The 25,288-nt window shown below is 63.3% G+C and carries 28 protein-coding genes and 1 pseudogene; 17 read left to right on the top strand and 12 right to left on the bottom strand.

Features of this window, described 5'->3' with window-relative positions:
* Nucleotides 1–136: 136 nt before the first annotated feature.
* On the bottom strand, nucleotides 137–742 hold the full coding sequence (locus QN084_RS09040; protein ID WP_021473008.1) for a TetR/AcrR family transcriptional regulator: 606 nt from the start codon (nucleotides 740–742) through the stop codon (nucleotides 137–139).
* Between the two features lie 87 nt (nucleotides 743–829).
* Here QN084_RS09040 and QN084_RS09045 point away from each other — a divergent pair, with 87 nt between their 5' ends.
* Together QN084_RS09045 and QN084_RS09050 are read left to right on the top strand one after the other, a co-directional pair.
* Nucleotides 830–1,399, top strand: a complete 570-nt coding sequence (locus tag QN084_RS09045) for an NAD(P)H-dependent oxidoreductase (RefSeq protein ID WP_069696220.1) — start codon at nucleotides 830–832, stop codon at nucleotides 1,397–1,399.
* 174 nt (nucleotides 1,400–1,573) lie between these two features.
* A complete protein-coding gene (locus tag QN084_RS09050) occupies nucleotides 1,574–2,524 on the top strand; it encodes a hypothetical protein (RefSeq protein WP_285751561.1) in 951 nt (316 codons plus the stop codon).
* A gap of 12 nt (nucleotides 2,525–2,536) precedes the next feature.
* On the opposite strand, the gene QN084_RS09055 is transcribed toward QN084_RS09050, so the two are convergent.
* The 3 genes from QN084_RS09055 to QN084_RS09065 all read right to left on the bottom strand — a co-directional run bounded on the left by QN084_RS09055 (nucleotide 2,537) and on the right by QN084_RS09065 (nucleotide 5,104).
* Complete coding sequence (locus QN084_RS09055) at nucleotides 2,537–3,076, bottom strand: hypothetical protein (protein ID WP_021473005.1); 540 nt, start codon at nucleotides 3,074–3,076, stop codon at nucleotides 2,537–2,539.
* Nucleotides 3,057–4,130, bottom strand: coding sequence for a hypothetical protein (locus tag QN084_RS09060; protein ID WP_069696218.1), 1,074 nt, complete (start codon nucleotides 4,128–4,130; stop codon nucleotides 3,057–3,059). The genes QN084_RS09055 and QN084_RS09060 overlap by 20 nt, the downstream gene beginning before the upstream one ends.
* Nucleotides 4,131–4,255: 125 nt before the next feature.
* On the bottom strand, nucleotides 4,256–5,104 hold the full coding sequence (locus tag QN084_RS09065) for an isocitrate lyase/PEP mutase family protein (protein ID WP_021473003.1): 849 nt from the start codon (nucleotides 5,102–5,104) through the stop codon (nucleotides 4,256–4,258).
* A 104-nt stretch (nucleotides 5,105–5,208) separates the two neighbouring features.
* Between QN084_RS09065 and QN084_RS09070 the strand changes: the two genes are divergently transcribed.
* From QN084_RS09070 to QN084_RS09115, 10 genes and pseudogenes are all read left to right on the top strand, one after another.
* On the top strand, nucleotides 5,209–6,516 hold the full coding sequence (locus QN084_RS09070; protein ID WP_069696217.1) for an aminotransferase-like domain-containing protein: 1,308 nt from the start codon (nucleotides 5,209–5,211) through the stop codon (nucleotides 6,514–6,516).
* Nucleotides 6,513–6,941, top strand: coding sequence for a universal stress protein (locus QN084_RS09075; RefSeq protein WP_021473001.1), 429 nt, complete (start codon nucleotides 6,513–6,515; stop codon nucleotides 6,939–6,941). The genes QN084_RS09070 and QN084_RS09075 overlap by 4 nt, the downstream gene beginning before the upstream one ends.
* 144 nt (nucleotides 6,942–7,085) lie before the next feature.
* Nucleotides 7,086–7,424: a hypothetical protein gene (locus tag QN084_RS09080; RefSeq protein WP_021473000.1), complete on the top strand. Its 339-nt coding sequence runs from the start codon at nucleotides 7,086–7,088 to the stop codon at nucleotides 7,422–7,424.
* Nucleotides 7,425–7,484: 60 nt separating this feature from the next.
* Nucleotides 7,485–7,775, top strand: a pseudogene (locus QN084_RS24165) (DUF2306 domain-containing protein); the annotation flags it as partial.
* Complete coding sequence (locus QN084_RS24170; RefSeq protein ID WP_236593566.1) at nucleotides 7,776–7,973, top strand: hypothetical protein; 198 nt, start codon at nucleotides 7,776–7,778, stop codon at nucleotides 7,971–7,973.
* A gap of 50 nt (nucleotides 7,974–8,023) precedes the next feature.
* Nucleotides 8,024–9,421 carry a mycothione reductase gene (gene mtr, locus QN084_RS09095; protein WP_069696216.1) on the top strand — a complete coding sequence of 466 codons (1,398 nt, stop codon included), beginning with the start codon at nucleotides 8,024–8,026 and terminating at the stop codon, nucleotides 9,419–9,421.
* A 117-nt stretch (nucleotides 9,422–9,538) separates the two neighbouring features.
* Nucleotides 9,539–10,495: a DUF808 domain-containing protein gene (locus tag QN084_RS09100; RefSeq protein ID WP_069696215.1), complete on the top strand. Its 957-nt coding sequence runs from the start codon at nucleotides 9,539–9,541 to the stop codon at nucleotides 10,493–10,495.
* A 24-nt stretch (nucleotides 10,496–10,519) separates the two neighbouring features.
* Entirely contained in the window at nucleotides 10,520–10,909 is a 390-nt protein-coding gene (locus QN084_RS09105) for a hypothetical protein (RefSeq protein WP_021472997.1), read from the top strand.
* Between the two features lie 74 nt (nucleotides 10,910–10,983).
* On the top strand, nucleotides 10,984–11,310 hold the full coding sequence (locus QN084_RS09110; protein ID WP_021472996.1) for a hypothetical protein: 327 nt from the start codon (nucleotides 10,984–10,986) through the stop codon (nucleotides 11,308–11,310).
* Entirely contained in the window at nucleotides 11,307–11,930 is a 624-nt protein-coding gene (locus QN084_RS09115; RefSeq protein ID WP_083262012.1) for a hypothetical protein, read from the top strand. The genes QN084_RS09110 and QN084_RS09115 overlap by 4 nt, the downstream gene beginning before the upstream one ends.
* Nucleotides 11,931–12,047: 117 nt before the next feature.
* On the opposite strand, the gene QN084_RS09120 is transcribed toward QN084_RS09115, so the two are convergent.
* The 4 genes from QN084_RS09120 to QN084_RS09135 form a co-directional block, all read right to left on the bottom strand.
* Complete coding sequence (locus QN084_RS09120; protein ID WP_069696214.1) at nucleotides 12,048–13,643, bottom strand: dihydrolipoamide acetyltransferase family protein; 1,596 nt, start codon at nucleotides 13,641–13,643, stop codon at nucleotides 12,048–12,050.
* 51 nt (nucleotides 13,644–13,694) lie between these two features.
* Nucleotides 13,695–14,675: an alpha-ketoacid dehydrogenase subunit beta gene (locus QN084_RS09125; protein WP_021472993.1), complete on the bottom strand. Its 981-nt coding sequence runs from the start codon at nucleotides 14,673–14,675 to the stop codon at nucleotides 13,695–13,697.
* The gene (gene pdhA, locus QN084_RS09130) at nucleotides 14,675–15,859 is read right to left on the bottom strand and encodes a pyruvate dehydrogenase (acetyl-transferring) E1 component subunit alpha (RefSeq protein WP_021472992.1); all 1,185 of its coding nucleotides are present in this window, start codon (nucleotides 15,857–15,859) and stop codon (nucleotides 14,675–14,677) included. The genes QN084_RS09125 and pdhA overlap by 1 nt, the downstream gene beginning before the upstream one ends.
* A gap of 151 nt (nucleotides 15,860–16,010) precedes the next feature.
* The gene (locus QN084_RS09135; protein ID WP_069696213.1) at nucleotides 16,011–17,129 is read right to left on the bottom strand and encodes a histidinol-phosphate transaminase; all 1,119 of its coding nucleotides are present in this window, start codon (nucleotides 17,127–17,129) and stop codon (nucleotides 16,011–16,013) included.
* Between the two features lie 105 nt (nucleotides 17,130–17,234).
* Here QN084_RS09135 and QN084_RS09140 point away from each other — a divergent pair, with 105 nt between their 5' ends.
* On the top strand, nucleotides 17,235–17,663 hold the full coding sequence (locus QN084_RS09140) for a phage holin family protein (RefSeq protein WP_021472990.1): 429 nt from the start codon (nucleotides 17,235–17,237) through the stop codon (nucleotides 17,661–17,663).
* Between the two features lie 17 nt (nucleotides 17,664–17,680).
* Here QN084_RS09140 and QN084_RS09145 read toward each other — a convergent pair whose 3' ends face one another.
* Both QN084_RS09145 and QN084_RS09150 read right to left on the bottom strand, forming a co-directional pair.
* A complete protein-coding gene (locus QN084_RS09145) occupies nucleotides 17,681–19,039 on the bottom strand; it encodes an alpha/beta hydrolase family protein (RefSeq protein ID WP_062098450.1) in 1,359 nt (452 codons plus the stop codon).
* Nucleotides 19,039–19,350 carry a hypothetical protein gene (locus QN084_RS09150; protein ID WP_062098452.1) on the bottom strand — a complete coding sequence of 104 codons (312 nt, stop codon included), beginning with the start codon at nucleotides 19,348–19,350 and terminating at the stop codon, nucleotides 19,039–19,041. The genes QN084_RS09145 and QN084_RS09150 overlap by 1 nt, the downstream gene beginning before the upstream one ends.
* 168 nt (nucleotides 19,351–19,518) lie before the next feature.
* On the opposite strand from QN084_RS09150, the gene purB reads away from it, so the two are divergent.
* The 4 genes from purB to QN084_RS09170 all read left to right on the top strand — a co-directional run bounded on the left by purB (nucleotide 19,519) and on the right by QN084_RS09170 (nucleotide 22,913).
* Nucleotides 19,519–20,925, top strand: a complete 1,407-nt coding sequence (purB, locus tag QN084_RS09155; RefSeq protein ID WP_062099383.1) for an adenylosuccinate lyase — start codon at nucleotides 19,519–19,521, stop codon at nucleotides 20,923–20,925.
* Nucleotides 20,926–21,023: 98 nt separating this feature from the next.
* Nucleotides 21,024–21,680: a histidine phosphatase family protein gene (locus QN084_RS09160; RefSeq protein ID WP_069696212.1), complete on the top strand. Its 657-nt coding sequence runs from the start codon at nucleotides 21,024–21,026 to the stop codon at nucleotides 21,678–21,680.
* A 192-nt stretch (nucleotides 21,681–21,872) separates the two neighbouring features.
* Complete coding sequence (locus tag QN084_RS09165) at nucleotides 21,873–22,376, top strand: GNAT family N-acetyltransferase (RefSeq protein WP_021472985.1); 504 nt, start codon at nucleotides 21,873–21,875, stop codon at nucleotides 22,374–22,376.
* Between the two features lie 102 nt (nucleotides 22,377–22,478).
* The gene (locus QN084_RS09170; RefSeq protein ID WP_021472984.1) at nucleotides 22,479–22,913 is read left to right on the top strand and encodes an acyl-CoA thioesterase; all 435 of its coding nucleotides are present in this window, start codon (nucleotides 22,479–22,481) and stop codon (nucleotides 22,911–22,913) included.
* A 153-nt stretch (nucleotides 22,914–23,066) separates the two neighbouring features.
* Here QN084_RS09170 and QN084_RS09175 read toward each other — a convergent pair whose 3' ends face one another.
* Together QN084_RS09175 and QN084_RS09180 are read right to left on the bottom strand one after the other, a co-directional pair.
* Nucleotides 23,067–23,816: an SDR family oxidoreductase gene (locus tag QN084_RS09175; protein ID WP_021472983.1), complete on the bottom strand. Its 750-nt coding sequence runs from the start codon at nucleotides 23,814–23,816 to the stop codon at nucleotides 23,067–23,069.
* A 100-nt stretch (nucleotides 23,817–23,916) separates the two neighbouring features.
* Nucleotides 23,917–25,257: an MFS transporter gene (locus QN084_RS09180; protein ID WP_069696211.1), complete on the bottom strand. Its 1,341-nt coding sequence runs from the start codon at nucleotides 25,255–25,257 to the stop codon at nucleotides 23,917–23,919.
* Between the last annotated feature and the right edge of the window lie 31 nt (nucleotides 25,258–25,288).

Here is a 25,288-nt window from a genome sequence, read left to right on the forward strand (position 1 = left end):
GCCCCGTCTTCGCCCCTGCAGCCAGATCGTTATGAGCAGACTGCGTCATAAATGGAGGTGCTATGCCACTTACCGGCCCTGCCTCACCGCAGCCGACAGGGCGCGTTCCCGCGCTGAACGTGCCCGGATGCAGCCGTCAGGCTGACGGGACGAGACGGCGGACCAGCTCACCCCAGGAATCGGTGAGCCGCTTGGGCGAGATGCCGTGAACACGCACGTCATTGACGATCCGGTCAGGGTCCAGGGCCGCAATCAAGGCCATCGCCATCACCCAGGGATCGGGAATGCCCGCCTCCCGCAGCAGCATCTCCACGTGCCGGTGCGCGAGGGCGGTGGGTGGAGCTTCGAAACGGTTCCGGGTGGAAGCACCCGCGGCCTTCCACAGGTCACCGTTCTCCAGAATGAAATAAATCCGACCCTCACCGAAGGCAACCAGGCGGTCCCGCGGCGGCGCGCCGGGGCCCAGCGGCGGCGGCCCGAACATGAAGCCGCGCTGGAATTCGGATTCGGAGTCGCTCAGCAAGGTCATCATAAGTCCGGCCCGGCTGCCGAAGCGCCGGAACACCGTCCCTTTGCCCACTTTGGCTTTGCAGGCCAGCGCATCCATGGTGAGCGCTTCAGCGCCAAACTCATCTACCAGCTCGCGTGCGGCGCTCAGCAGGCGCTCCCGGTTGCGCGCGGCGTCTCGCCGTTCGTGCGGCGATTCAGAAGGCACGTCGGGCCGGAGTGGGATGAAGCTCACATGAGTCATTCTAGACCCCGGGAATAGAAAGCGGACCGTGGTCCGTTTAGTATCGGTGAAGGCCCAAAACCTACCAAGGAGACCACAATGACCAAGAGCACCGTCCTCACCCTCGTCGGCAGCCTCCGCGCTGATTCCCACAACAAGAAGCTCGCCGAGGCCATCGCGCTGAACGCTCCGGACAACGTTGACGTCCAGATCCACGGCTCGCTGGGCAACATCCCGTTCTACAACGAGGACATCGACGTCGAAGGCCAGGTTCCGGCCGAAGCCGCCGCCCTCCGCGAGGCTGCAGCCAATGCTGACACCCTCCTCCTGGTCACCCCCGAGCACAACGGCACCGTCCCCGCATCCCTCAAGAACGCCATCGACTGGCTGTCCCGCCCGTTCGGCGCCGGCGCTCTCGCAGGCAAGCCGACCGCCGTCGTCGGAACCGCTTTTGGCCAGTACGGCGGCGTCTGGGCGCAGGACGAAGCCCGCAAGGCCGTCGGCATCGCCGGCGCCAAGGTCCTCGAAGACGTCAAGCTCGCCGTGCCGGGATCCATGGTCCGCTTCGCCGAACTGCACCCGAAGGACGACGCCGAGGTCGTGGAACAGATCAAGGGCATCTTCGAGCCGCTGACCGCCGTTCAGGATGACGAAGCAGCCGCAGCCTAGTCACTCTTCCTGGTGCCCCCGTTCCGTCCACATCTACCGGACAGGACGGGGGCACTTTGCGTTTAGCGGCACCGTTTTCCACACCGTTCCCGCCCCGCGTGACCGAGTCTTGTCCGAACCGTCACCGTACCGGCATGTTGCCCACCTGCAAGGCGGCCTAACGTTTAAGGACAGGTGAACGGACAGGAGTGTGGGGCTGTCATGCGTGCCGGGCTGGGGCTGCAGAGTACGACGGCGATCGCAGCCGCCTGCCTGTTGTTCAGTACGTGGGTGGCCGGCTGCACGGCGTCGCCTGAGGCGGTTTCGCCTTCCTCCACGCCATTCGTTTCCGCAGCAGGTTCTACCGGTCCGCAGAACCCGGACGAACCCATCAGCAACAGCCTGGCCCCGCCAGTTTCGTCTGCCACACCGCAGCCGGATACCACCCCCAGGAACCTGCCTCCTTCTGGTGATCCCGGCCAGCCCTCAGCCCCCGGCCCGCTTCCGGGATCGGGCGGGGCTGTGTCCAGCGGGGCCGCTACGAGCGGGGCCGGAACGGGCGGCGGCGCGTCGGGCGGGGGCGGAACGGACGCGGTCCCAGGTCCTTCGACCCCGACCGACACCAGCCAAGGCGCCAGCAGCCCGGCCGACCCGGGCACCGCCGTCGAGCCTTCCCCGGGACCATCAGCCAGCCCCTCAGCGGGCGGCGAGGCCGCGCGGGCAGCGGTAGTGCCCCCGCAGGTGGAGCCCGGCCCTGCCGTTTACTACGTGGCCATCAACGACGGCGGTTCCCGCGGTGTGCGGTTCGGCTGCAATGACAGCCTTGTCCCAGTCCGCGGTCCGGCGTCATCCGGCGATCCTTTGACCGTGGCCCTCGGCCGCTTGTTGGGCGCAGGTTTGCCCGTGGACAACGACGCCGCACTCTACGATTCCCTCGCGGCCTCCTCCCTGCACTTCGTCTCCGGTTATGTCAGCGGCTCCACGGTGGTGGTGAACCTGGGCGGGTCCATCCGGCCGGGCGGCGTGTGCGACATCCCCCGGATCGAAGCGAAGCTCACGCACACCGTGGTGGCTGCCAGCGGTGCAACGCGTGCCGAAATCTACGTCAACGGCATGACCTTGGACGTCGCACTGAGCCTGCGGTGACGTGGGCGGCGGTCATCCGGTGGCAATGGCCAGGACCCGACGGAGCGCCCACGCGACCCTGAGCAACGCCAGCGCGGAAGCGAAGGCAAAGACGAAAACCACGGCTTCCGGGATCCAGAGCCCCCTCGATTCGTCACCTTCGAGGACCACAGTGATAAGGGAAGCGATCAGGAGCAGTCCGAGCCCGGGGATCGCGAACAGGAACACCTCACCGATTTGGCGTCGGTGCGTGGGGGTGAGCTTCTCCAACGGCAGTTCACGTTGGCCGGGCGCTGATTTCTTCCCGAGGACGTTGATCAGCATGGAGACGCTGGTCAGCGTGAGGCCGGCTGTGGCACCGGCCATCGTCGCTAGGGTCTGGAACAGCGTCCGGCGGGCACCGGGTCCGACGCCCTCCAGGATCAGAGGCTGCCGGAACAGCAAAGCAGCAGCCATCCACAGGAGCACCAATATCAAGGCCCAGAGGTAGTCAGCCCTCGGATGGAGGAGGAACCAACGCCACAGGATTCGACGCCTTCCGCGCCGTTCCACATCAACCTCGTACAAGCTCATGCCCGGCACCCTCTTCCCGGGAATCCGCCTTTACGCCTTGCGTCGACACATCAGCACTGGCGGCTTCTTTCGCAGCCAGGGCGGCAGCCATGGCCTCGCGCACCGCAGCCATCCCACCTGCGATCAGGTCCGGCACCAGGGCAGTGTCAGGCGAGCCCTGGACCTCGGGCAAAGTCCGTGCGAAGAATTCCTCGTTGTCCCGCGCTTGCTTGTTAAGTATGGAAACCGCTTGGGCAACGGATTTGGCGGGATCATTGAAGGCATCCGCATCCACCTCAACGTGCGAGATGAACCGTTCCTTGAGCAGATCGACAACCTCACGATCGCCCGTCAGTGAATCTTTGCCCTCGGCCACCACGTAATCGAAATGTTCCACGGATCCCGCGTGCCGGAACTGCTCGATCAATTGATGGATCCGTTCGCGGATGCGCTGTTTGTCTGCGGCCTTGCCGGACCGGCCGACGCTCAGCGAGATCCGGAACGTGCCCTCGGTCATCAGCCTCGACGCGCTGTCCAGGACATCGGCCCACTCGCCTTCCATGAGCTTTCCGGATAAACGCTCGGCCGGCAGCGCGAACTCAAAACGGCTTACTTCCAGCCGGCTGAGAATCTCCTCGACGTCCTCGCGCACCACCGGAACCAGACCGGGATCCAAGCCCAGCATCCCTTCCAGGTACTCCCCCATCCGCGAAGCGCGGGGGCCGTTGCCGCTCGTCAGCACGGCCACGACGTTTCGCTTCAAGAAAGCGAAATAGGTGGTTTCCAGGAGGTGGTCCCCCGGGGCCAACGGCAACGGCTTGCGGCGGCCCGATGGATCCCCGACGCTGGGCAGGTTGGTGTCCCGCACCCGGTCAAGCAGCAGGACCGGATGCGGCGTAAAGGCGACAGCCTGGGCTACCAGGACGGTTCCATCCGGGGACACGTAGTGCCGGTCCGTGCCCGCGTGACGAGCCTGCTGAAGCACTTCAGCCAGCCGGCGCGCCGGAAACGGACGGCTGAGGTCATCGCCGTTCACCTGCGCAATGCGCCAAAACTGGACGCTTCGCCTCGCCATCCATCCTCCTGGTTGCCCGCTATCCGAGCCCGGTTACCGGCTCCTTCTCTTGTTCCAAGCTATTGGTGGGGTCTGACATTAAAGGCGCGTGCCGCCGTCGTTCGCTTGCACTGGCGACGCCCTCATCAGGGCACGTACTTCGGGCCCGCCGCGAACAGCGCGTCCATTTCGTCATGGCTGCGGGTGCCCGCCAGGCAGGACCAGTTGCCGTCACCCAGAACTTCTGTGGCGACGCGGGCCACCTTGGCATAAGCGGCCTTCGCTGTGTTGCCGCCTATGCTCACGCGCCGTACGCCGGCGTCGTGCAATTCCATGGGCGAAGGCGCGCCGAGCCCGCCCAACGCGTTCAGCGGCGCGGCAATACCTGCGGAAAGCTGGTGCAAAGTGTGGAGATCCAAGACGCCCGGGACGAAGATGCCGTCGGCGCCCGCCTGCAGGTATGACGCCGCGCGTGCGAGCGTCTCCTCGTAAGCGGCATCGGGATAGGCCCCGGACAAGTACGTATCAGTGCGCGCGTTGATGTAGAGCGGGATCCCGCGTTCATCCGCCGCGGCCCGGATCAGGGCGATGCGGCGGGATTGTTCCGCTATATCCGCGAGCGGTTCGGTTCCGGAGTCCTCGATGTTGATTCCGACGGCGCCGGCGTCCAGTACCGCGTTGATGGTGGCGCGGAGTTCGTCGTCAGAACGTCCGTAGCCCGTTTCGATGTCCGCGGTGACCGGCAGGCTTGTCGCCGCCACGACGCGCCCCAGGACCGCCATCGCCAGGCCCCACGGCACGTGGTCGCCGTCCCGGTAGCCCAGACTCCAGGAGATGGCGGAGCTTGAGGTAGCAATCGCCGTCGCACCCGCTTCCTGCACCACCTTGGCCGAGGCTGCGTCCCAGACGTTCACCAAAATCAGCGGCGCGGGACCCGCCTGGTGAAGTTTATGGAACTGCTCGGCCTTGGTCACGGATGCTTGGTGCGAAGTCATGAGTACATTCCAGCCGTTCGGGTTGACTCCGTAAAGCCCCGGCCAGCCGATTGGTTGAAAACAAACGTTGCCCTATTGGCAACCTTCGGGAGTATCCTGTCAGTGTGACCCACAAAACATTGAATGCCGACACCACTCTTCCCGCCGAAGCAATCGATGCCATTGAACGGGCAGCCACTGCGGCCCATCCGCACGAGGGACTGTTTTCAGCCCGCGCAGCCAACATCAAGCAGTCAGCGGTTCGCGACGTCTTCGACATCTCCATGCAGCCCGGATTGGTCTCCCTCGCCGGCGGCAACCCGTACCTGCAATCGCTTCCGCTGGAAAAGCTGGGACAGACGGCGGCCCGGATCATTTCCGAGGAAGGAATGACCGCACTGCAATACGGCGGCGGGCAAGGCACCGAAGAGCTCCGCCAACAAATCTGCGAAGTCATGGCCGCAGAGGGCATCAACGATGCCCGGCCGGAAAACGTGGTGGTCACCGCCGGTTCACAGTCTGCGCAGGACGTCGCCACCAAAGTGTTCTGCAATCCCGGCGATGTGGTGCTCGTTGAGAATCCGACGTACGTCGGCGCGCTGAACACGTTCGAGGCTTACCAGGTGCAGGTGGAACCGATCGAAATGGACGACGACGGCCTGGTCCCCGAGGTGCTCGAGGCCAGGATCGCTTCGCTTCAGGCTGAGGGCAAGAGCATCAAGTTCCTCTACACCATCCCCAACTTCAACAACCCCTCAGGCATTACGCTGGCCGCAGAGCGGCGCCAGCGGATCGTCGAAATATGCCGCGCGGCGAATATATTGGTTCTCGAGGACAACCCCTATGGCCTGCTCCGCTTTGACGGCCACCCCATCGCACCCATGCGGGCGGCGAACCCGGATGACGTGATCTACCTGGGCTCCTTCTCCAAGATCTTTGCCCCCGGCTTGCGCATCGGCTGGGCCTTGGTCCCCGCCCACCTGCAGCGACGCTTCTACTTGGCTTCCGAGGCCGTCACCCTTTGCCCGCCGCCCCTCAACCAGATGCTCGTTTCCTCCTACATCCGCGAGTTCGACTGGCGCGGCCAGATCGAAACCTACCGGGCGTTGTACGCGGAGCGCTGCCGGGCCCTGCTTTCTGCTTTGGACGAGCACATGCCCGAAGGCCTTACCTGGACCAGGCCTGACGGTGGCTTCTTCGTTTGGGTGACCCTGCCGGAGGGTGTGGACACTTATCCCCTCCTCGGAAAAGCCATCGACGCCGGTGTTGTCTTCATCCCCGGCGCGGCCTTTTCACCCGCGGACGGCCCGTCCAACAAGTTGCGCCTGGCCTTCAGTGCCGTGCCCCCGGATACGATTGCCGAAGGCGTACGCCGTCTGGCACCTGTGCTTGCAGAGGCCATCCAAGCCAGCAATGAAGGAGCAGCGCTATGACCGGAGTAGTCATTGTAGGAGTTGACGGCAGCGAGACCGCCTTGAGGGCGGCGAAAGCGGCCCAGCAGCTGGCCATCGGGCTCGGCGCCAACCTGCGCGTCGTCAGCGCCTTTGACACCAACCGGACCGAGGTTGTGGAAATCGGAACCGATCGATGGATCGTCTCCGACGCCGCCGAAGCCGAGGCAGTAGCCCGGGCCGTGGCCGAGCAACTTGCCGACGACCGGCTGGAAGTAACCTACTCCTCTGCCCGCGGTAAGCCGGGGGAGGCCTTGGTCAAAGAAGCCGAGATCCACGATGCGCGGCTCATTGTGGTGGGCAACCGACGCATGCAGGGCATCGGAAGGGTCCTGGGCAGCGTGGCAAACACGGTGGCGCACACTGCACCGTGTGACGTCTACATCGCCAAGACAGACGCACCGTAAAGCGAGCAGGATCACGCCGCCGGGTGGGCAGTCTCACCCGGCTTTTGGCGTCTTTTGAGGCCGGCGAAAGTTGCAACCGTTATAAAATCGAGATGCCCCCAATGATGTGAGCCACCACTATTCTTTCGATTCCAGGGGATATTCTTGCTTACTTTGCAGCCTCGTCAGCGCGTTGGACACGACATCCTGCTGGCCCGCCACGGCAACAACATCAGCACCATGCATTTCGACCGCAGCAATGACCGCATCATTGCCCTGCTGGACGACGGCTCCTGGGACAGCGCCCCCAACATGATCGCCCCGCAGCTGGACATGCCCGAGACCATCGGCAGCGTCTTCCGCAATGACTGGCGCTTTCTGTCCGTGGCCTGCATCGCCATGCTCACCATCGCGGCCGCTGCCATGGGCGTGAGTATTGAGCTCTCCAACCACATGTCCTCTTCGGACCTTCAAGCATTGCTGGTCAACTACCCGGCGTTCTAAAACCGCAGCACAGACCGTAAAGAGGGCCGGAGGCTTCCCGGGTCCGCTACGCTCCGGAGTATGCCTTCTTCCTGGACTGTCCTGATTGCTGTGCACGCAGTGGCCGCCAGCTATGCACTCATATTTGGAGCCGTCAATCTGCTGCGTCGAACCAAAGGCGGCAGTCTCCATAGGATTGTGGGGCGAATCTGGGTTGTTGCCATGTACATCGTGGTGTTGACCTCATTCGGAATCCGAACCATAGACGGCGGATTCAACTGGCTCCATGCACTCTCAGCTCTGACGTTTGGCACTCTGACCGCAGGGTTGTGGGCTGTAAGAACAGGGAATATTCGGGCCCACCGCAGCTTCATGACGGGTAGCTACTTCGGTCTGATCGGCGCGTTCGTAGGCGTGCTGGCTGTGCCCTCGCGCCGAATCCCCCAGCTTGCCATCCATGAGCTTCCTCTGCTGGGATTGCTGATCCTGGTTCTGCTCGGCACAGCAGCCATGACGGTGCTGGGGCTCGCCCGGCTTCGCAAAGCGCAAAGGCCTCTCGGCGCCGGGTAATCGGGCGCGGGTTCACTAGGGTGGAGGAAAGCCCTCAGGGAGGAACCCGCATGGAAGCTGCTGCCGCCGATCGGCACTATGACCTGGTCATCATCGGCACCGGGTCCGGGAACTCCATCCCGGGTCCGGAGTTCGAAGACCTGTCGATTGCGATCATCGAAGAAGCTTCATTCGGCGGCACCTGCCTCAATGCCGGCTGCATCCCGTCCAAAATGTACGTTCACGTTGCAGACACGGCCCTGGAAATTGCTGAGTCCGGGCGGTTGGGCGTCCTGGCTACGGTCAACTCAGTCGACTGGCCGGGCATCGTAAGCCGTATCTTCCAGACCCGCATCGATCCCATCGCCGCCGCTGGTGAGGAATATCGCCGCGGCCCCAGGACGCCAAAAATCGACGTCTATGACCAACACGCCGTCTTCATTGGAGAGCGCACACTGCGCACAGGCCAAGGAACACACGGGAAAACCATCTCCGGTGACCGGATCGTCGTCGCCGCCGGCTCCCGGCCCTCAGTCCCGGAAGTCATCGCCGCCTCGGGCGTGCGCTACCACACCAGCGAAGACATCATGCGGCTGCCCGCACAGCCCAGGTCCGTGGTGATCATCGGCGGGGGTTCCATCGCCATGGAATTCGCCCACGTCTTCGATGCCCTGGGCACCGACGTCACGATCATCGCCCGCTCGACGCTCCTGCGCCACCTCGACCAGGACCTCCACGACCGTTTCAACTCCTTGGCCGCAGAACGCTTCGACGTCAGGGCGGGGAGAACCACCGTGGGCGTCGAAGAGACAGACCACGGCGTAAAGGTCCGGCTCGACGACGGCTCGACCGCCACCGGCGAGGTACTGCTGGTAGCCACTGGACGGATCCCCAACGGGGACCGGCTGGACCTGTCTTTCGGCGGGATCGAGATGACAGAAGACGGACGCATCAAGGTGGACGAATACGGCCGCTCGACGTCGGCGCCAGGCGTCTGGGCCCTCGGCGACGTTTCGTCCCCCTACATGCTCAAACACGTAGCCAACGCCGAAATGCGCTCAGTCCGGCACAACCTGCTGAACCCCGGAAACCTGAGGAAGCTGCCGCACGACCACGTCCCCGCCGCCACGTTCACCCATCCCCAGATCGCCACCGTCGGCATGACCGAGGACCAGGCCCGCGAACACGGGCACAACGTGACAACCAAAGTCCAGCACTACGGGGACGTCGCCTACGGGTGGGCACTGGAAGACACCACCGGGATCTGCAAACTCATCGCGGACCGCAGCACCGGAAAACTCCTCGGCGCGCACTACATGGGCCCGCAAGCTTCCACCTTGATCCAACAGATGATCACCGTCCTCAGCTTCGACCTCGACGTGCGCGACTTCGCCTCCAAGCAATACTGGATCCACCCTGCGCTGCCCGAAGTCACCGAAAACGCCCTGCTCGGCCTCGAGTTCGACTAACCGGAATATTTTCGTGCCGGGCAAGCCCGGGACGTAGACTGCGACTATGCAGCTTTCAGGTCTTGCCCCAGATAATCTTGTCCGCCTGGATGCACCCCTACAGGATGGTGTGAAGCTGTGAGCGGGGGTCTGATTGCGCTGCTGGATGACGTCGCTGCACTGGCCCGCTTAGCCGCCGCCTCTGTAGATGATGTCGCCGCCGGCGCCGCGAAGGCCGGGGCGAAGGCCGCCGGCGTCGTCATTGACGATGCGGCCGTGACACCGCAGTACGTGTCCGGGGTGGACCCGTCCCGGGAACTGCCCATGATCCGCAGGATCTTCTGGGGGTCGCTGCGAAACAAACTGCTGATCATCCTGCCGGCCCTGCTGCTGATCAGCGCCTTCATACCGGGAATCATTCCTGTGATCCTCCTGCTCGGCGGCACCTACCTCTGCTACGAGGGCGCCGAGAAGGTCTGGCACAAGGTGCGGGGACATGCCGAAGCCGCCGACGCTCCGGCCCCGGACCGCGGGCCGGAAGCCGAGGCCAAAGTCACCCGTGGCGCCATCACCACCGACTTCATCCTTTCCTGCGAAATCATGGTCATCGCCCTGAACGAGGTCGCCGTCGAATCCCTCTGGGTTCGCGCCTTTATTTTGGTCGTCGTGGCCATCATCATCACCGTGGCCGTGTACGGGGCAGTGGCCCTCATCGTCAAAATGGACGACATCGGCCTCCACTTGACCAAGAGAGATGCCCCGGCCACCCAGCGAACCGGGCACCTGCTGGTCGCCGCAATGCCAAAAGTCCTCACCGTGATCACGGTGGTCGGAACGATCGCCATGCTCTGGGTTGGCGGACATATCTTGCTGCAAGCCAGCTACGACCTCGGCTGGCACCTGCCCTATGACCTGGTCCATAAACTCGAATCGCCCGTGGCTGAAATCCCCGCGATAGGCGGCGCCCTTGCGTGGCTGATCAACACTATGTGTTCGGCGATCCTGGGCATCCTCTGGGGTTCCGGCGTCATGGTCCTGGTGCAGGCCGTCCGGCGTGTACTGCCGTTCGGAAAGAAGAAAAGCACTTCGCACTAAGGACGGAAGCCGTAAGATCAGGCTGTGGCGGCACCTGTGGATGTTCTCGGCCCGATCCTGGAAATGATGACCTGGGTGGGCTTCGTTCCCGGCGTGCCCCTTCTCATCGCGGCGTGGATCATTGCCAAACGCCGGTGCCAGTGGGACTCGGTGGAAGCGACGACGTTCAGCGCCGGAGGATTCACCGGACTCCGCTGGAACCGCCCGGATGGGAGCGAACGGCAGGTGCTTCTTGAAGCCGTCCTGCCTGTGGACGGGCGGAACCCTGTCCAGGTTCACTACGACACCTGCCATCCGGCCCGCTGGTCCCTGACCCCTCCCCGGCCCGACCGGACCGTCCTGCTCCTGGGGCTGGTTCTCACTGCCGTTGGTTTGTTGAGCACGATTGGCGGCTTTGTGCTGCTGTTCTTCTAGATTTCGGAGAGCCTGCCGACGCCCGCTCGCATGTGGGGTGGTCGACCGGTACCGGCGAGTCGCATAATCGGTCCATGGGTGAGCGGCTGACCGTGGAACTGGAGGATATCGGGAGTACGTCCTGGTGGGCCGGGATCCTGACGGTCCTGACATCGCAGTACGGCAGCAGACTCCTCCGCTTTGTGGCCCGGTCCAATGGACGCTCCCTTTATACAAGCGACACGTTCACCTCACCGCGCTCCTACCGGGATGGTCCGCCGGAGGAGACATACTCGCCCGGCATGCGACAAGCCCTGGACCGGCTCCTCGAAGACCTCGCAAGGGACGGCTGGGAGCAAACAGGCAAAGGAGAGCATCCGTGGTCTCTTGTCTTCGAGCGGGGCCAAAGGCAGGGCCTGTGACGAAGGCTGGTGACGCACCCGTGGGCTTCCTCCCGCGGTGGATCATCATGGTGGCGGCAGGGGAAGCACTCGGATTCCTGATTCCAGCGAGCATGGGCGCTTGGCTGGGGTTGACCGGAGCCCCGGACACCGTGGTCTACCCGGCCATGATCGCCGCCGGCGCCTGTGAGGGTGCCTTGCTGGGGTACGGGCAGTGGCTGGGCTTCGGCCGCGGGGTGGTTTCGCGGGTTCCTTGGATCGTGGCCACCTCTGCCGGCGCCGCTGTTGCGTGGTCCCTTGGCATGTTCCCGGGCATCCAAGGGGGCTTGGACATCTCCTCACCGCCAACTCTCGCTCTGGTCACCGGTGGTGCGATGCTGTTGCTGGTGACAATTCCATCGCTGCAGTGGCTGGTTCTGCGCCGCGGCGGATCGCAAACCTTGCGCTGGATCCCGGTGAACGCCGGCGCCTGGGCAGCAGGCCTCCTCTGGACAATCGCACCATCGCCGATCGTGGATGAGCGTACGCCCGCCCCGCTCATGATCTCTGTGTACGCAGTGGCCGGGCTCCTCATGGCGGTCACCGTCGCAGCACTCACCGGACCAACGGCACGACGAATCGCGACAGGCCTGGCGCGGTAGAGATGTGCCGCCTATCGAGGGCAATGGACACGCGCGCGGCGCCGACCTCGCTTAAACAAAGCCGGCTGCACCGTTGCCTATGGCAAGTGTGCAGCCGGTTTGCATTCAAGGTCCTGCTTAGTCGAGCAGCAGCGCCGGTTCTTCCAGGATCGCTGCGACGTCAGCCATGAAGCGGGCCGACAAATCGCCGTCCACAACACGGTGGTCGAACGAACCGCCCAGAGTGGTGATCCAGCGGGGGATCACCTCACCGTCCAGTACCCACGGCTTCTGCTTGATGGTTCCGAAAGCAATGATGGCAACCTCGCCCGGGTTGATGATCGGGGTTCCCGTATCAATACCCAGCGCGCCGATGTTGGTGATGGTCAGGCTTCCGCCCTGCATTTCCGCTGGCTGGGTCTTGCCGGCACGTGCTTTGGTGGCCAGTTCGTTGAGCGCCAAGGCCAGTTCCTTGAGGGAGAGGTCCTGGGCGTCCTTGATGTTGGGCACCATGAGACCACGCGGGGTCGCTGCAGCGATGCCCAGGTTCATGAAGTGCTTGATCTGGATCTCGGCGCCGCCCTTGCCGTCAGTGTCGTCAACCCATGCCGCGTTCACGCTCGGGTTCCGGGCCGCTGCCCAGATGACGGCCTTGGCCAGGATGAGCAGCGGTGAAACCTTGATGCCCTCGAAGTCGCGGGAGGCCTTGAGCCGCTTCACGAACTCCATGGTCCGGCTGGCGTCGACATCCACAAAAATGCTCACATGCGGGGCAGAGAACGCTGAGTCCACCATCGCTTTGGCGGTTGCCTTGCGTACGCCCTTGACGGGTACGCGTTCGATTCTCTGCTCCTGCGGCTTCTTCGAGGCGCCCCAGAACGAATCGGCACCATCCAGCTCGGCATCGCGCTGTGCCTGGTAGCTGACCAAATCCTCCCTGGTCACTTCCCCGCGCTGGCCGGTGGCCACGACGTCGGCAAGGTCGATCCCCAGATCACGGGCGAATTTACGGACCGGCGGCTTCGCCAAGACCCTGTTCACCAGCCCCGTGATGGTTCCGCCGATCACGGCACCGCGCGAGGCCGCCGTTGGGGTTGTTCCCTGGACCGGAGCCGCTTGCTGGGAGGCCGGAGCAGCGGAAGGCACGACGGCGGGGGCCGGGTGCGGCCGCTGCGGCACCGACGGTACGGCTGCTTGGGCGGCGAGGGCAGCCTGGTGGTCCTGGACGGTTCCTTCCGGGCTCTCCGCGACGGGAACAGCCGCCGTTACCGAACGCTTGCGGGGACGGCGCTTGACGGCGTCCGCCTTCGGTCCGGAGCCAACCAAGGGGCCGCCGGCCGGTGCATCACCGCTGTCCGCCGGAAGCTTCCCGTACATGGGTCCGGCGTCCTGTACCGCGGACTGACCTGCGGATGGCTGGCTCTGGTTTGTTGAAGAGGCCGTTTCCCCACCCGCAGCAGGGGCTTGGGGCTGGGGAACTGCTTCGCCGGATTGGCCCTCGGAGACGGCCACGATGGGGGTCCCGACCTCCACGGTGATCCCTTCTTCCACCAAGAGCTCGGTGACCGTGCCGGCGTATGGAGAAGGCAGCTCAACGAGGGACTTGGCCGTCTCGATCTCGCAAAGGACATCGTTGATTGCCACAGTGTCGCCCGGCTTAACCTTCCACGCCACGACCTCGGCCTCGGTGAGGCCCTCGCCAACGTCCGGCAGGTTGAATTTCTTTACAGTCACAGTGGTCCTCGGTTTCCGTGCGCCCTCAGGAGGGGCTGGATCAGTGCAGGGTTAGTAGGCCAGGGAGCGGTCGAGCGCTTCGAGGATCTTGTCGATGTCCGGCAAGTAGTCCTCCTCAACCTTCGCCACCGGGTAGGGCATGTGGAATCCGCCCACGCGAATCACCGGGGCCTCCAGGTGCAGGAACGCCCGCTCGCTGATGCGGGCAGCGATCTCCCCGCCAATGCCGCCGAACGTCGGGGCTTCATGGGCCACGATGAGCCGGCCGGTCTTCTTGACGGAAGCCTCCACCGTGTCAAAGTCCACCGGGGAAATCGAACGCAGGTCCACTACCTCGATGCTTCGGCCATCCTCGGCTGCGGCGTTGGCGGCAGCCAGGGCAACGGGAACCAAGGGCCCGTACGCAACAATCGTGGCGTCCGTTCCCTCCCGGACTACGTGCGCCTTGAAGGGATCCTCCGACAGTCCGGCATCCTCCACATCAACGTCACCCTTGAGCCAGTAGCGGCGCTTCGGCTCGAAGAAAATCACCGGGTCCTGGCATTGGATCGCCTTCTGGATCATCCAGTAGGCGTCGTGCGGGTTGGACGGGGTAATGATGCGCAGGCCTGCAGTGTGCGCAAACAACGCTTCCGGAGACTCGGAGTGGTGCTCAATCGACCCGATTCCTCCGCCGTACGGGATCCGGATAACCACGGGCACCCTCAGCTTTCCCAAGCTGCGGGAATGGATCTTGGCCAACTGCGTGGTGATCTGGTTGAAGGCCGGGAAGACAAAGCCATCGAACTGGATCTCACACACTGGTGAGTAGCCGCGGAGTGCAAGTCCAATAGCTGTGCCCACGATTCCGGACTCGGCAAGCGGGCTGTCCACCACACGGTCCTCGCCGAATTCCTTGATGAGGCCGTCGGTAACCCGGTAGACGCCGCCCAGGTGTCCGATGTCCTCTCCCATGAGCAAGGACTTCGGATTGCTCTTCAGCGATGCGCGGAGGCCTTCGTTGATGGCCTTGGCGATGGTCATTGTTGCCATCAGTTGGATGCCTCCTCTTCGCTTTCAAACCCTGCCGAATACTCTTCGAACCACGCCAGTTCCTCCGCGATCAGCGGGTGCTGCTCTGCGTAGACGTTGGCGAAGGCGTCACGGATATCCGGAACCTCGAGGCCGTGGGTGGTGCTGCGGACGTACTTGGCAAGTTCGTCGCCGTCGGCTTTGACCTGTTCGAAGAAGGCGTCATCCGCGAGCCCTTCCGCGCGGAGGTACTTCTCCAGCCGCTCCAGCGGGTCCTTCTCCCGCCAGGCTGCTTCCTCGGCGGATTCCCGGTATTTGGTGGGATCGTCAGCGGTGGTGTGAGCGCCGACCCGATAGGTGTAGGCCTCGATCAGCACGGGGCCCCGGCCCTCTCTTGCATGTTCCAGCGCCCATTCAGTAACAGCGTGGACCGCAATCACGTCATTGCCGTCAACGCGTATGCCCGGGAAGCCGTATCCCTTGGCCCGGTTGGCGAGGGGAACTTTGGTCTGCACTTCAGTGGGCACCGAGATGGCCCAGTGGTTGTTTTGGCAGAAGAACACCACCGGGGCGTTATAGGAGGCTGCAAAAACCATGGATTCGTGGACGTCGCCCTCGGAGCTGGCGCCGTCACCGAAGTAGGCGATGACTGCCGCTTTGGGGTCAGCCGACTCCTGCGCTGCCTTCTGGTCCCGCTGGATGCCCATGGCGTAGCCAACGGCATGCAGGGTCTGGGCGGCGAGAACCAAGGTGTACAGATGGAAGTTGTTTTCGCGGGGATCCCAACCTCCATTGGAGACACCGCGGAACTGCCTGAGCAGCTCGGAGAGATCGACATTCCGGACCAGCGCGACACCGTGTTCGCGGTACGTGGGAAAAATGTAGTCCTGCGGCTGGCTCGCATGGCCCGAGCCGATCTGGGCAGCTTCCTGGCCCGTGAGCGGAACCCACAAAGCCAATTCACCTTGCCTTTGGAGGGCGGTGGCTTCCTGGTCGAAGCGACGGATCCGTGCCATGTCTGTGTAGAAGACGCGAAGCTTTTCCGGATCTATCCGCTTGGCGTAGTCCGAGAAGATGGAATCGGTGCCGAGCTGTCCGTCCGGGCCCAACAGCTGGACCATGTCTACAGCTTCTTCCGGCGCGACTGCCGCCGACGCCGCCGCCAGAGTCTGGTCAGCCCCGGAGGGCAGTTGTGTCGAGCCCATACAGTCTCCTTGCTAGCCCCCGCCGTTCGCAGTGGCAATTCTGTCGCTGGGATATATGCCCATTCAGGAATGCATTCCTGAATGGGCATATATTTTGGCTTTCGGTCCTTACTTTATAGGCAGTAGGTAGCGGTGGGACATTCGTTAACCGCTAGGAACCCTCCTGCGCCTTTGTATAACCTGCACAGAGCTGGAGGAATCTGCTGTTCGCTTCAACCTCGCCAATGCTTACCCGGACCCCCTCATCTCCGAAGGCGCGCACGGACAACGCCTGTTCCGCAGCCAACGCCGCAAACTCGCCACTGTTCGAACCCAGGTTCAGCCACACGAAGTTCCCTTGGGCATCCGGAACGAACCATCCGAGCTCCCTGAGCCCGTTGACAACGCGTTCACGTTCATCGACGAGGCTTTGTACCCTTTCCACAACCTGGTCGAAATTCTCCAAGGATGTGACCGCAGCGCGTTCCGCAATTTGCGAGACAGCAAAGGGAGTCGCCGTGACGCGCAGGTGTTGCGTCAGCAGCGGACCGGAAACGCTGTACCCGACGCGCAGACCGGCCAAACCGTGAGCCTTGGAGAACGTCCTCAGCACCACCACATTCGGGTATTTTCGGTAAAGCTTGATGCCGTCGACAGCTTCGGGGTCCCTGACGAACTCCTGATACGCCTCGTCGATGACCACCACGACGTTTGGCGGGACGGACTTGATGAATTGTTCCGTTTCCTCGGCGGTGAGGATCGGTCCCGTGGGATTGTTCGGCGTGCAGAGCAGAATGACTTTCGTGCGGACAGTAACAGCAGCAGCCATTGTCTCCAGGTCATGCCGCCCGTCCTTCAACAAAGGGATCTGGACGCTGGCCGCTCCCGCGAGGCCAACACAGATGGGGTAGGCCTCAAAGGAGCGCCACGCGTAGATCACTTCATCAGGCTTGCCATCGTCGTTTTGACCGGCGAAGGTGGCGAGGATCTGGTTGAGGGCGCCAAGACTGCCTGCCCCTGTGACGACGTCGTCAGCGGGTATGTCGAGGAACTTCGCCAGCGCATTGCGCAGCTTGGTGGCCAGCGGATCCGGGTAGCGGTTGATGTCCGACTGGTCCGCGATTGCCTGCAACACTGCAGGAATTGGGGGCAGCGGGTTTTCATTGGACGACAATTTGTAGCTGGTGAGGCCCTCAATCGCGGCAGGAGGTTTACCCGCCGCGTATTTGGGAAGCCTGCCCACGACCGGTCGAGGGAGTACGCCCTCCGGTACGTTGTCAGAATTAGTCATGGCTTCAAGCCTACTTGCAGGTCATCGACGGTGAAGCGCGATAGGCATTCGTTATTTATTGCCCGCAGCAGTGTCAACACAACGCGGTATGGAAGCATTAGGTGCATGGGTTCCTTCATTGTTCGAGTCATCATCAACGGACTGGCCCTGTGGGTTGCCAGTTGGCTTTTGACAGGCCTGGAGATTTCCACGGCAGCAACGGAGAAGGCGGCAGCAAATGCCGGACTTACCAATAGTGCCGACACGGTGGGAATCGTCCTCGCTTATCTCTTCATAGGACTGATTTTCGGCGTTGTGAATGCCGTGGTCAGGCCGTTGGTCAAGCTCCTGTCCCTCCCGGTGACGATCCTGACTCTCGGTCTCTTCACGATCGTGATCAACGCGGCGATGCTTTACCTCACCGCATGGCTCAGCAGTTTTACGCCGGTGCATCTGACCATCGATTCCTTCTTCTGGACAGCTATCCTCGCCTCGATCATCATCAGCGTGGTGAGCTTGGTTGCCGGTTTGATCCCCGGAACCCGCAACCGATAGAGCATTTCAGGGACGGCCTATCGAGGCCCGGATCCGGATCTTGACTCCGGGAGATGCGGGATCCGCAGGGCGGACCGTCCGTCAGGGGCAGGAACGGCGACCGGCGCGGGAGCCCGGACCAGCTTGAACCTGGAGACGGCCGCACCTGCACCGGAGCCAACTGCACCGGCAAATACAGCAGTAGACGCCACCAAGGACGGATCTTGACTGGCGGCTGCCAACTCGGCGCCTTCCGCATAATTGTCCAGGTCATGCCCCGGACCCAAGCCGGGGTCCTCTCCTTCAGGCACCCCAACGGGCTTTGTGAGCGTCACCGTAGTTCTGTCCCTTGTCTCGGGATTCGCCTTCCCTTCGCTGCCCGGCACCCAATCCTGGGCGTGCTCGAAGTGAAGCACCGTGATTCCCGGCTCGGGAATTATTTCCCCTGTGGGTGAGCCGGCCGTCAGCACGTACTTGAGGTCGAACTCCGCAAGAAATGCTTTGTTCTGGCTGAGGTTCATGGCATGGACTCCACCCTGGCTGTGCCCGACGGCCACAACGTGGTCTCCACGTGATGCTCCCGCTTCCCGAAGGGCCTCGGCAATGGCCGGCACCACGTATTGGGAGTCATACCCTATGGCCTCAGCAATGCCGGCCTCATCCAATGGGTTAGACCCGCCCATGTTCTCCTGTTCGGGTTCGGTGCCTGGAATCATCACCATCCACGACGGCGCGCCACCGTTGTCCGTCCGGATGACCTCGATTTCGCCGTCCCCACGGGCGTGAATCTCCTGAATCCGCCGGAGCGCCCACGCCATGGACGGATCCACGGACAGCGTCTCCTGGCTAACCGGCTCAATGCCGACAGTTCTGGGCTGCAGACCTGGAAAGACCTCGGGATTCAAGGTCTCGCGCACCGATTCCCTGGCGGTATGGCCCTCGGGAACGACCCTGTTGACTATCTCCTCCGTCACGTCGCGCCCCAACGGCCAGGACCACGTAAATTCGTCGACGCCGACGAAATGGGGCCGTGCCTGCCGTTCTTCCGCGGCTTCGTAGTCGCGGGCGCTGGCACGGACGTCGGCGCTGACTTCCACCAGTTGGCGGCGTACCCGTCCGACGTGTTGCCGGCCGGCTGCCACAGCATCCACGGCAGCGGAGCCGGTGGCAAGTGAATCGTAGAGATACGGCTCCAGCGCTTCTTGGATCCGCTGCGTTTCGTCCTCGATGCCGATCAGCTGTTGCACCAGTCCGTCCATCACCGCGACGCCGCTCAGAAGTTCTTCGAGCTGAAAAGAGATACCTCCGATTCCACCCCTGATTTTGAGGTATCCGTCCTGGGCCGGAGGAGTTGGCTGCGGTGCTGAACCGGCGCCAACAGGTGCTGCATCCGCCACTACTGATCCGCTTTCCGGGAGACACTGGCGCTTTGGGAGTGGCGAAGGATGGCAGCGGCAGCTGCCTCCAGGGACTCCCGCGCACGCTGGAGCTCCGAGGCATGAACTGCCACGGTTGCCCTGTAGGCGCGCCCCGCCGGTGATTGCCAGTCTTCCAACTGGGCCCGGCGCAGGGCGGCAAGTACAGTATCAGCCTGATCCACGCACGCGTTGGCCCGCCAAGCGAGCCTCTGGACTTCATGGCCGCGCGACGCGCACTCCAAGGGATCAAAGGCAGGCGGGGTGGCAGGAGGCATCAAGCCGACGCTCATAGTCCGTTACTCCATTTTGTTGTGGTGGTGATCTGTGGACTTGACGCTACGGAGCCGCTGCGGGGGTCCGGAAGCGGAAACAAGGGCTATGTGGAAAACGCCGTGGGCTTCCACAGAGGCGGTGTCACCAACTCGGGACCTCCCGCAGAACATGAAAGAATGGGCACCATGGCTGAATCCCCCCGCGTGTCCCTCGCTTCCGAACCCCTCGCCCTTGGTGCCCTTGATGGCCGCTACCGTGCCGCCGTCGCGCCCCTCGTCGATTACCTGTCCGAGGCGGCCCTGAACCGCGACCGCGTTCACGTCGAAGTTGAGTGGCTCATCCACCTCACCAGCCAGTCGGTACTCCCCGGCGCCGGACCCCTCTCCGACGAGCAGGTAGGCAAGCTCCGGGCCATCGTCACCGGTTTCAATGCCGCATCCGTCAACGAGCTGGCAGAGATCGAAGCCGTCACCGTGCACGACGTCAAGGCGGTCGAGTACTACATTGGCCGGCGCCTTCCCGAAATCGGGATTGAAAACCTTACCGCGATGGTGCACTTCGGTTGCACGTCCGAGGACATCAACAACCTCTCCTACGCTGTAGGCATCAAGGGTGCCGTGGAGGACGTCTGGCTTCCCAATGCCAAGGCTCTGGTGGAGCAGATCCAAGCCATGGCGGAAGCGAACCGTGAGGTTCCCATGCTGTCCCGCACGCATGGCCAGCCTGCCACGCCGACCACCCTCGGCAAGGAACTGGCCGTCATAGCGCACCGCCTGAACCGCCAGCTTGAGCGGATCGCCAAGACCCACTACCTGGGCAAGATCAACGGCGCCACGGGCACGTACGCTGCGCACGTCGCCTCCGTGCCCGGTGCTGACTGGGAAGCAGTCGCGAAGTCGTTCGTGGAGGGCCTGGGACTCACCTGGAACCCCTTGACCACGCAGATCGAAAGCCACGACTGGCAGGCCGAACTCTACGCGGATATTGCACGCTTCAACCGCATTCTCCACAACGTCTGCACGGACATCTGGAGCTACATCTCCATCGGATACTTCCGTCAGATTCCGGTTGCGGGAGCCACCGGCTCTTCAACGATGCCGCACAAGGTCAACCCGATCCGCTTCGAAAACGCAGAAGCCAACTTGGAGATCTCCAACGGCCTCCTTGACACCCTCGGGGCCACCTTGGTGACTTCCCGCTGGCAGCGCGACCTAACCGATTCCTCCTCGCAGCGCAACATCGGCGTCGCTTTCGGCCACTCCCTGCTCGCCATTTCCAACGTAGCCAAGGGCTTGAAGGCGCTTGACGTGGCAGAGGATGTGCTCGCTGCAGACCTGGACACAAACTGGGAAGTCCTGGGCGAAGCGATCCAGATGGTGATGCGCGCAGAAGCCATCGCCGGCGTTGAGGGCATGGAGAACCCGTACGAGCGTCTCAAGGACCTCACCCGCGGCCAGCGCGTGGATGCGGCGCGGATGCAGGAATTTGTTCAGGGCCTGGGGCTCTCTCCCGAGGCCGAAGCCCGTTTGCTGGCTCTCACCCCGGGCAAGTACACGGGTATCGCCAACAAGCTGGTGGATCACCTGAAGTAACTGGCAGTCAGGCGCCGAAGACGGCAGGGCCCGCGCCCCGTCGTCTTCGGTCCTAACGGCACCGAACACCGACACCTACACGTAAGGAGCGGAGCACCATGAAGCTCCTGTTGATCAGGCACGGACAAACCCCAGGCAACGTGGCAGGCCAGCTGGATACTGCGTTCCCGGGACCAGGGCTGACTGAACTCGGTGAACGGCAGGCCGCCGCGCTTCCCCAGGCCCTCAAGGACGAGTCCCTCGAGGGCCTGTATGTTTCCACCCTCCGGCGGACACAGCGCACGGCAGGAGAACTTGCCAGGAACACCGGCCTGGACCCGGAGATGCTGGATGGCGTGCATGAAATCGAAGCCGGCGCCTTGGAAACGAACACGGACCATGAGTCCCACCTGCGGTACATGGGTACGGTCTTTGCCTGGTCCGGCGGTGATCTGGACCTTCGGATGCCCGGCGCCTACACCGGGCACGACTTCTTTGCCCGGTTCGACGCTTCGGTCGAAAAAGTGCTGGCCAACGGACACTCGACGGCGGCAATCGTCAGTCACGGCGCCGCGATCCGTTGCTGGGCCGCTCGCAGGGCCGTGGACATCGACACCAATTTCGCTGAGAGGCATCCCCTGCCCAATACAGGGATCGTTGCGCTCGAAGGCGACCTGAAGACCGGCTGGCGCGTCCTCCACTGGGATCAAATGCCGGTGGGCGGACAGGCACTCGCGGACAGGACCGCCGAGGACCCCACGGGCGAGGCACTCTAACGCCCGGCTGAGCAAGCTCAAACCAGCTGGCATTAGTTGTTGTTCTGAGCCCTCCTGGCAACCACAAATGCGAGCTACTTGGGTAGCAGCAGTTCTCCCGGAACTAACGCGGAGGAAACACCGCGGTAACCACTCCTTCCTAGGATTAAGTCGCATCACCACCTCAGCGAAACGCAGCAAAGTGAGGCACACATGCAGACTAATCCCCGGCTCAACATCCGGCAGGTTGCCTGGTCGAACCCCGTTGGCGCCGACCTTCGGGCAGCACAGCAAGCAGAATTGGATGCGCGTTTCGGAAGCACGGACCACGAGCCCGGCCCTCCGCCGTCGGAAGCCGACACCGCAGTGTTCGTGGTGGCGTACGAGAAATGTTCCGGCCAGCCCCTCGGCTGCGGTGGACTCAGGATGCTGGATGACACCACGGCCGAAATCAAGCGGCTGTATGTAGTCCCGTACGCCCGGGGATCGAGGGTTGCCAGCTCCATCCTGGCTGCATTGGAAGCGCAGGCACACTCGAGGGGATTCAGCGTCATCACGGCCGAAGCCGGTTCTGCCCAGTCGGATGGGCGAAGTTTCTATGCAAGTTCCGGTTTTGAAGAGATCCCCAACTTCGGCCCCTATGTCGGCGCGGAGGAGTCGCACTGCTATTCCAAACGGATCGACTCCCACAGCGCCTCCCACACGGCCATGGCTTGAGCCGGGAACCCGGCCCGGCTGCCTAGCCAGACCACGCCCAAAGGAACAGCTCAGGGAACGCAACATCCAGCGTTCGATGCCGCTCTTCGATAATCTCGCTTTATGGAAAAAGCAGACATCACCTTCCGGACCCGCAAATGGGTTCGGCCCGAGGACCTCAACGCCAATGGCACGCTCTTTGGTGGCAGCCTGCTGAAGTGGATCGACGAAGAGGCCGCGATCTACGCCATTCTCCAGCTGGGCAATGGCCGGGCGGTCACCAAGTACATCTCGGAAATCAACTTTGTAAGTTCAGCTGTCCAGGGTGACCTGATCGAAATGGGCCTGACCGCCAAACGCTTCGGCCGGACCTCGCTGACCATGCGTGCTGAAGTGCGCAACATGATCACCCGCCAGAGCATCCTCACGATTGAGGAAATTGTGTTCGTCAACCTGGGACCGGACGGCCGCCCGCAGCCCCACGGCTACACCGAGATCACGTATGACCGCGACCGTATTCCCACCCACCACCTGACCAAGACCCTCGAAGAGGACTGAACCAGCCGCCGTCGAGCGTGAAGACCACTGGCTCAAACGGGTGCCGGCGGCCGCAGAAGTGCGGCCGCCGGCCTATATTTTCCGGCGACGGGAGTGAGTGCCGCCGGAACCTGTGGGGCGCCTTATGGGGGCGCCGGATGACAACGCCGGGTGTCAGCGCCGATCGAAGGTAAGGCCGCCGGGAACCTGGAAGGTTGGCATGAGTTCGAGCATGCCGACGTTGACGTGGCGCGGAGTCTCGATGGCGTAGTCCAGTGCGTTCACGATGTCGTCCGTGGTGAGCGATTCATAGCCTTCGTAGTAGGTCTTCCAGGCTTCTTCCATGGCCTCGGGAGTGCCGCCCATGTTCCGGCCGAAGATCTCGGTTTCCACCCGGCCGGGGCAGATCTCGGTGACGCGGATGCGCTTGCCCACGGTGTCGTTGCGGAGCTGGCGGGAGATCTGGTGCACCGCGGCTTTGGTGGCGTGGTAGACCGTGTGGCCGTAGAAGTTGTACACGCCGGCGATCGAGCTGATGTTGATCACGTGGCCGAGGTCGCGTTCCACCATGCCCGGCAGCACAAGTCGCGTGAGCTGGAGCAGTCCTCGCAGGTTCACGTCCACCAGTTCGTCAATGTCCTGCTCAGATGAGTCCAGGATGTTACCCGGGCGGGACACCCCGGCGCAGTTGACCAGGACATCCACGTTGAGGCCGCTGACAACGTCGGTGAGCGCGGCCGTGTCGGTCAGGTCCAGCACGTGCGGGACGGCTCCGGTGCGGTCGGCAAGTTCAGTCAGGCGGGCTTCGTTGCGGGCAACCGCGTGGACCGTCAGGCCGCGCTTGGCCAGGCGCTCGGCGATCGCCGCACCCATGCCGGTGGAAGCGCCGGTGACAAGGGCGGTGGTGTAGTCAGAAAAGGACATTGGTTCTCCAAAGGTGGGAAGGGGCGGACGCCGCCGTAGGGGCGACCGCCGAGGGGGTAGGGCCGTTCCCGGGCCCTACCCGGCGGAAAGAGGACTGCGCCTAGGCGTCGCGCAGGGGTTCGTGGGCGCGGTCCTTGACCGTGCTGACGGCGATGAGCGTGCCCAAGGCCGTGACCACTGCGTAGAAGGCCGGCATGTAGATGTTGTTCGTGCTGCTGATCAGCCACGTCATCAGCAGCGGTGCGGTGCCGCCGAACAGTGCCGAGGAAATGTTGTAACCCACGCCGTAGGCGGAGTAGCGGACCCGGGTGGGGAACAGTTCGACCAGCAGGATATGGATGACTGCGGTGTGTCCGGCAAAGATGACGGCCATAATGCAGGCACCGAGGATGGCCAGGCCCATCTCACCGGTGGCGATCAGCGCGTAGGACGGGATGCCCAGCACTGCCATGGCGATTGCCGAGCCCGCGATGACCTTCTTGCGGCCGAGCCTGTCGGACAGGGCACCCATGAACGGAATCGCGATGCAGATGACCACCAGGCTGCAGGCCGTGACGAGCAGAGCCTCGCCGATGGTGAAGTTCAACTGCTTACCCTTCAGGAACGTGGGCATGTAGGAGAAGAGGACGTAGTAGCCGGAGCCGTTCATCAGCGGAATGAAGAGGGCCAACAGCATGGCGCGGCGGTGGACCGGGCTGGCGAGGGCTTCCTTGAGGGGGTTCTTGGACAGACCGCCCTCTTCCTTGAGCTTCTCGAAGTTGGGGGTGTCGTTGATGGCCTTGCGGATGTACCAGCCGATGATGCCCATGGGGATGGCGACAAGGAAGGGGATTCGCCACGCGAAGGAACCAAAGCCGCCGCCGTCGATGGCTGCCTGGGTAAGCCACGGCGACATTGCGTAGGCAACCAGGGTGCCGGTGAGGAGTGCGGCGAATGAGGCGATCTGGGCGTATGACGTGATGACGCCGCGCTTGCCTTCAGGAGCGTGCTCAGCGAGGAAGGTCATGGCGCCGGCAGCTTCGCCGCCCACGGAGAAGCCCTGCACCAGGCGCAACAGCACCAACAAGATGGGCGCAGCGATGCCGATCGCTGCATACGGCGGCAGCAAACCAATACCGGCCGTGGCCACGCTGATCAGCATGATCACAAAGACAAGCAGCTTTTGCCTGCCGATCCTGTCCCCGAGGTAGCCGCAAACAATCGCGCCGAGCGGCCGGACGAAGAAGGACACGGCGTAGCCGGCGAACACGAACAACAGCGCATTGTCCGGGTTTCCGGGGGCGAGGAATACCAGGGCCAGTGTTCCCGCCATGAAGGCGAAAATGCCGTTGTCGTACAGTTCCACGAAGATGCCAACACAGCCTGCGGTGACAACCTTGCGGGTTTGGCGGCTGGTGAGCCGCTCACGCTGCCCGGGGGCAGCATTGGTGCTTGCGGTCATGACTTTTCCTTACTGAAATGAGCGTAGCAAC

Origin of the sequence: Paenarthrobacter sp. R1, assembly GCF_030264015.1 — a bacterium.
Lineage (GTDB): Bacteria > Actinomycetota > Actinomycetes > Actinomycetales > Micrococcaceae > Arthrobacter > Arthrobacter ureafaciens.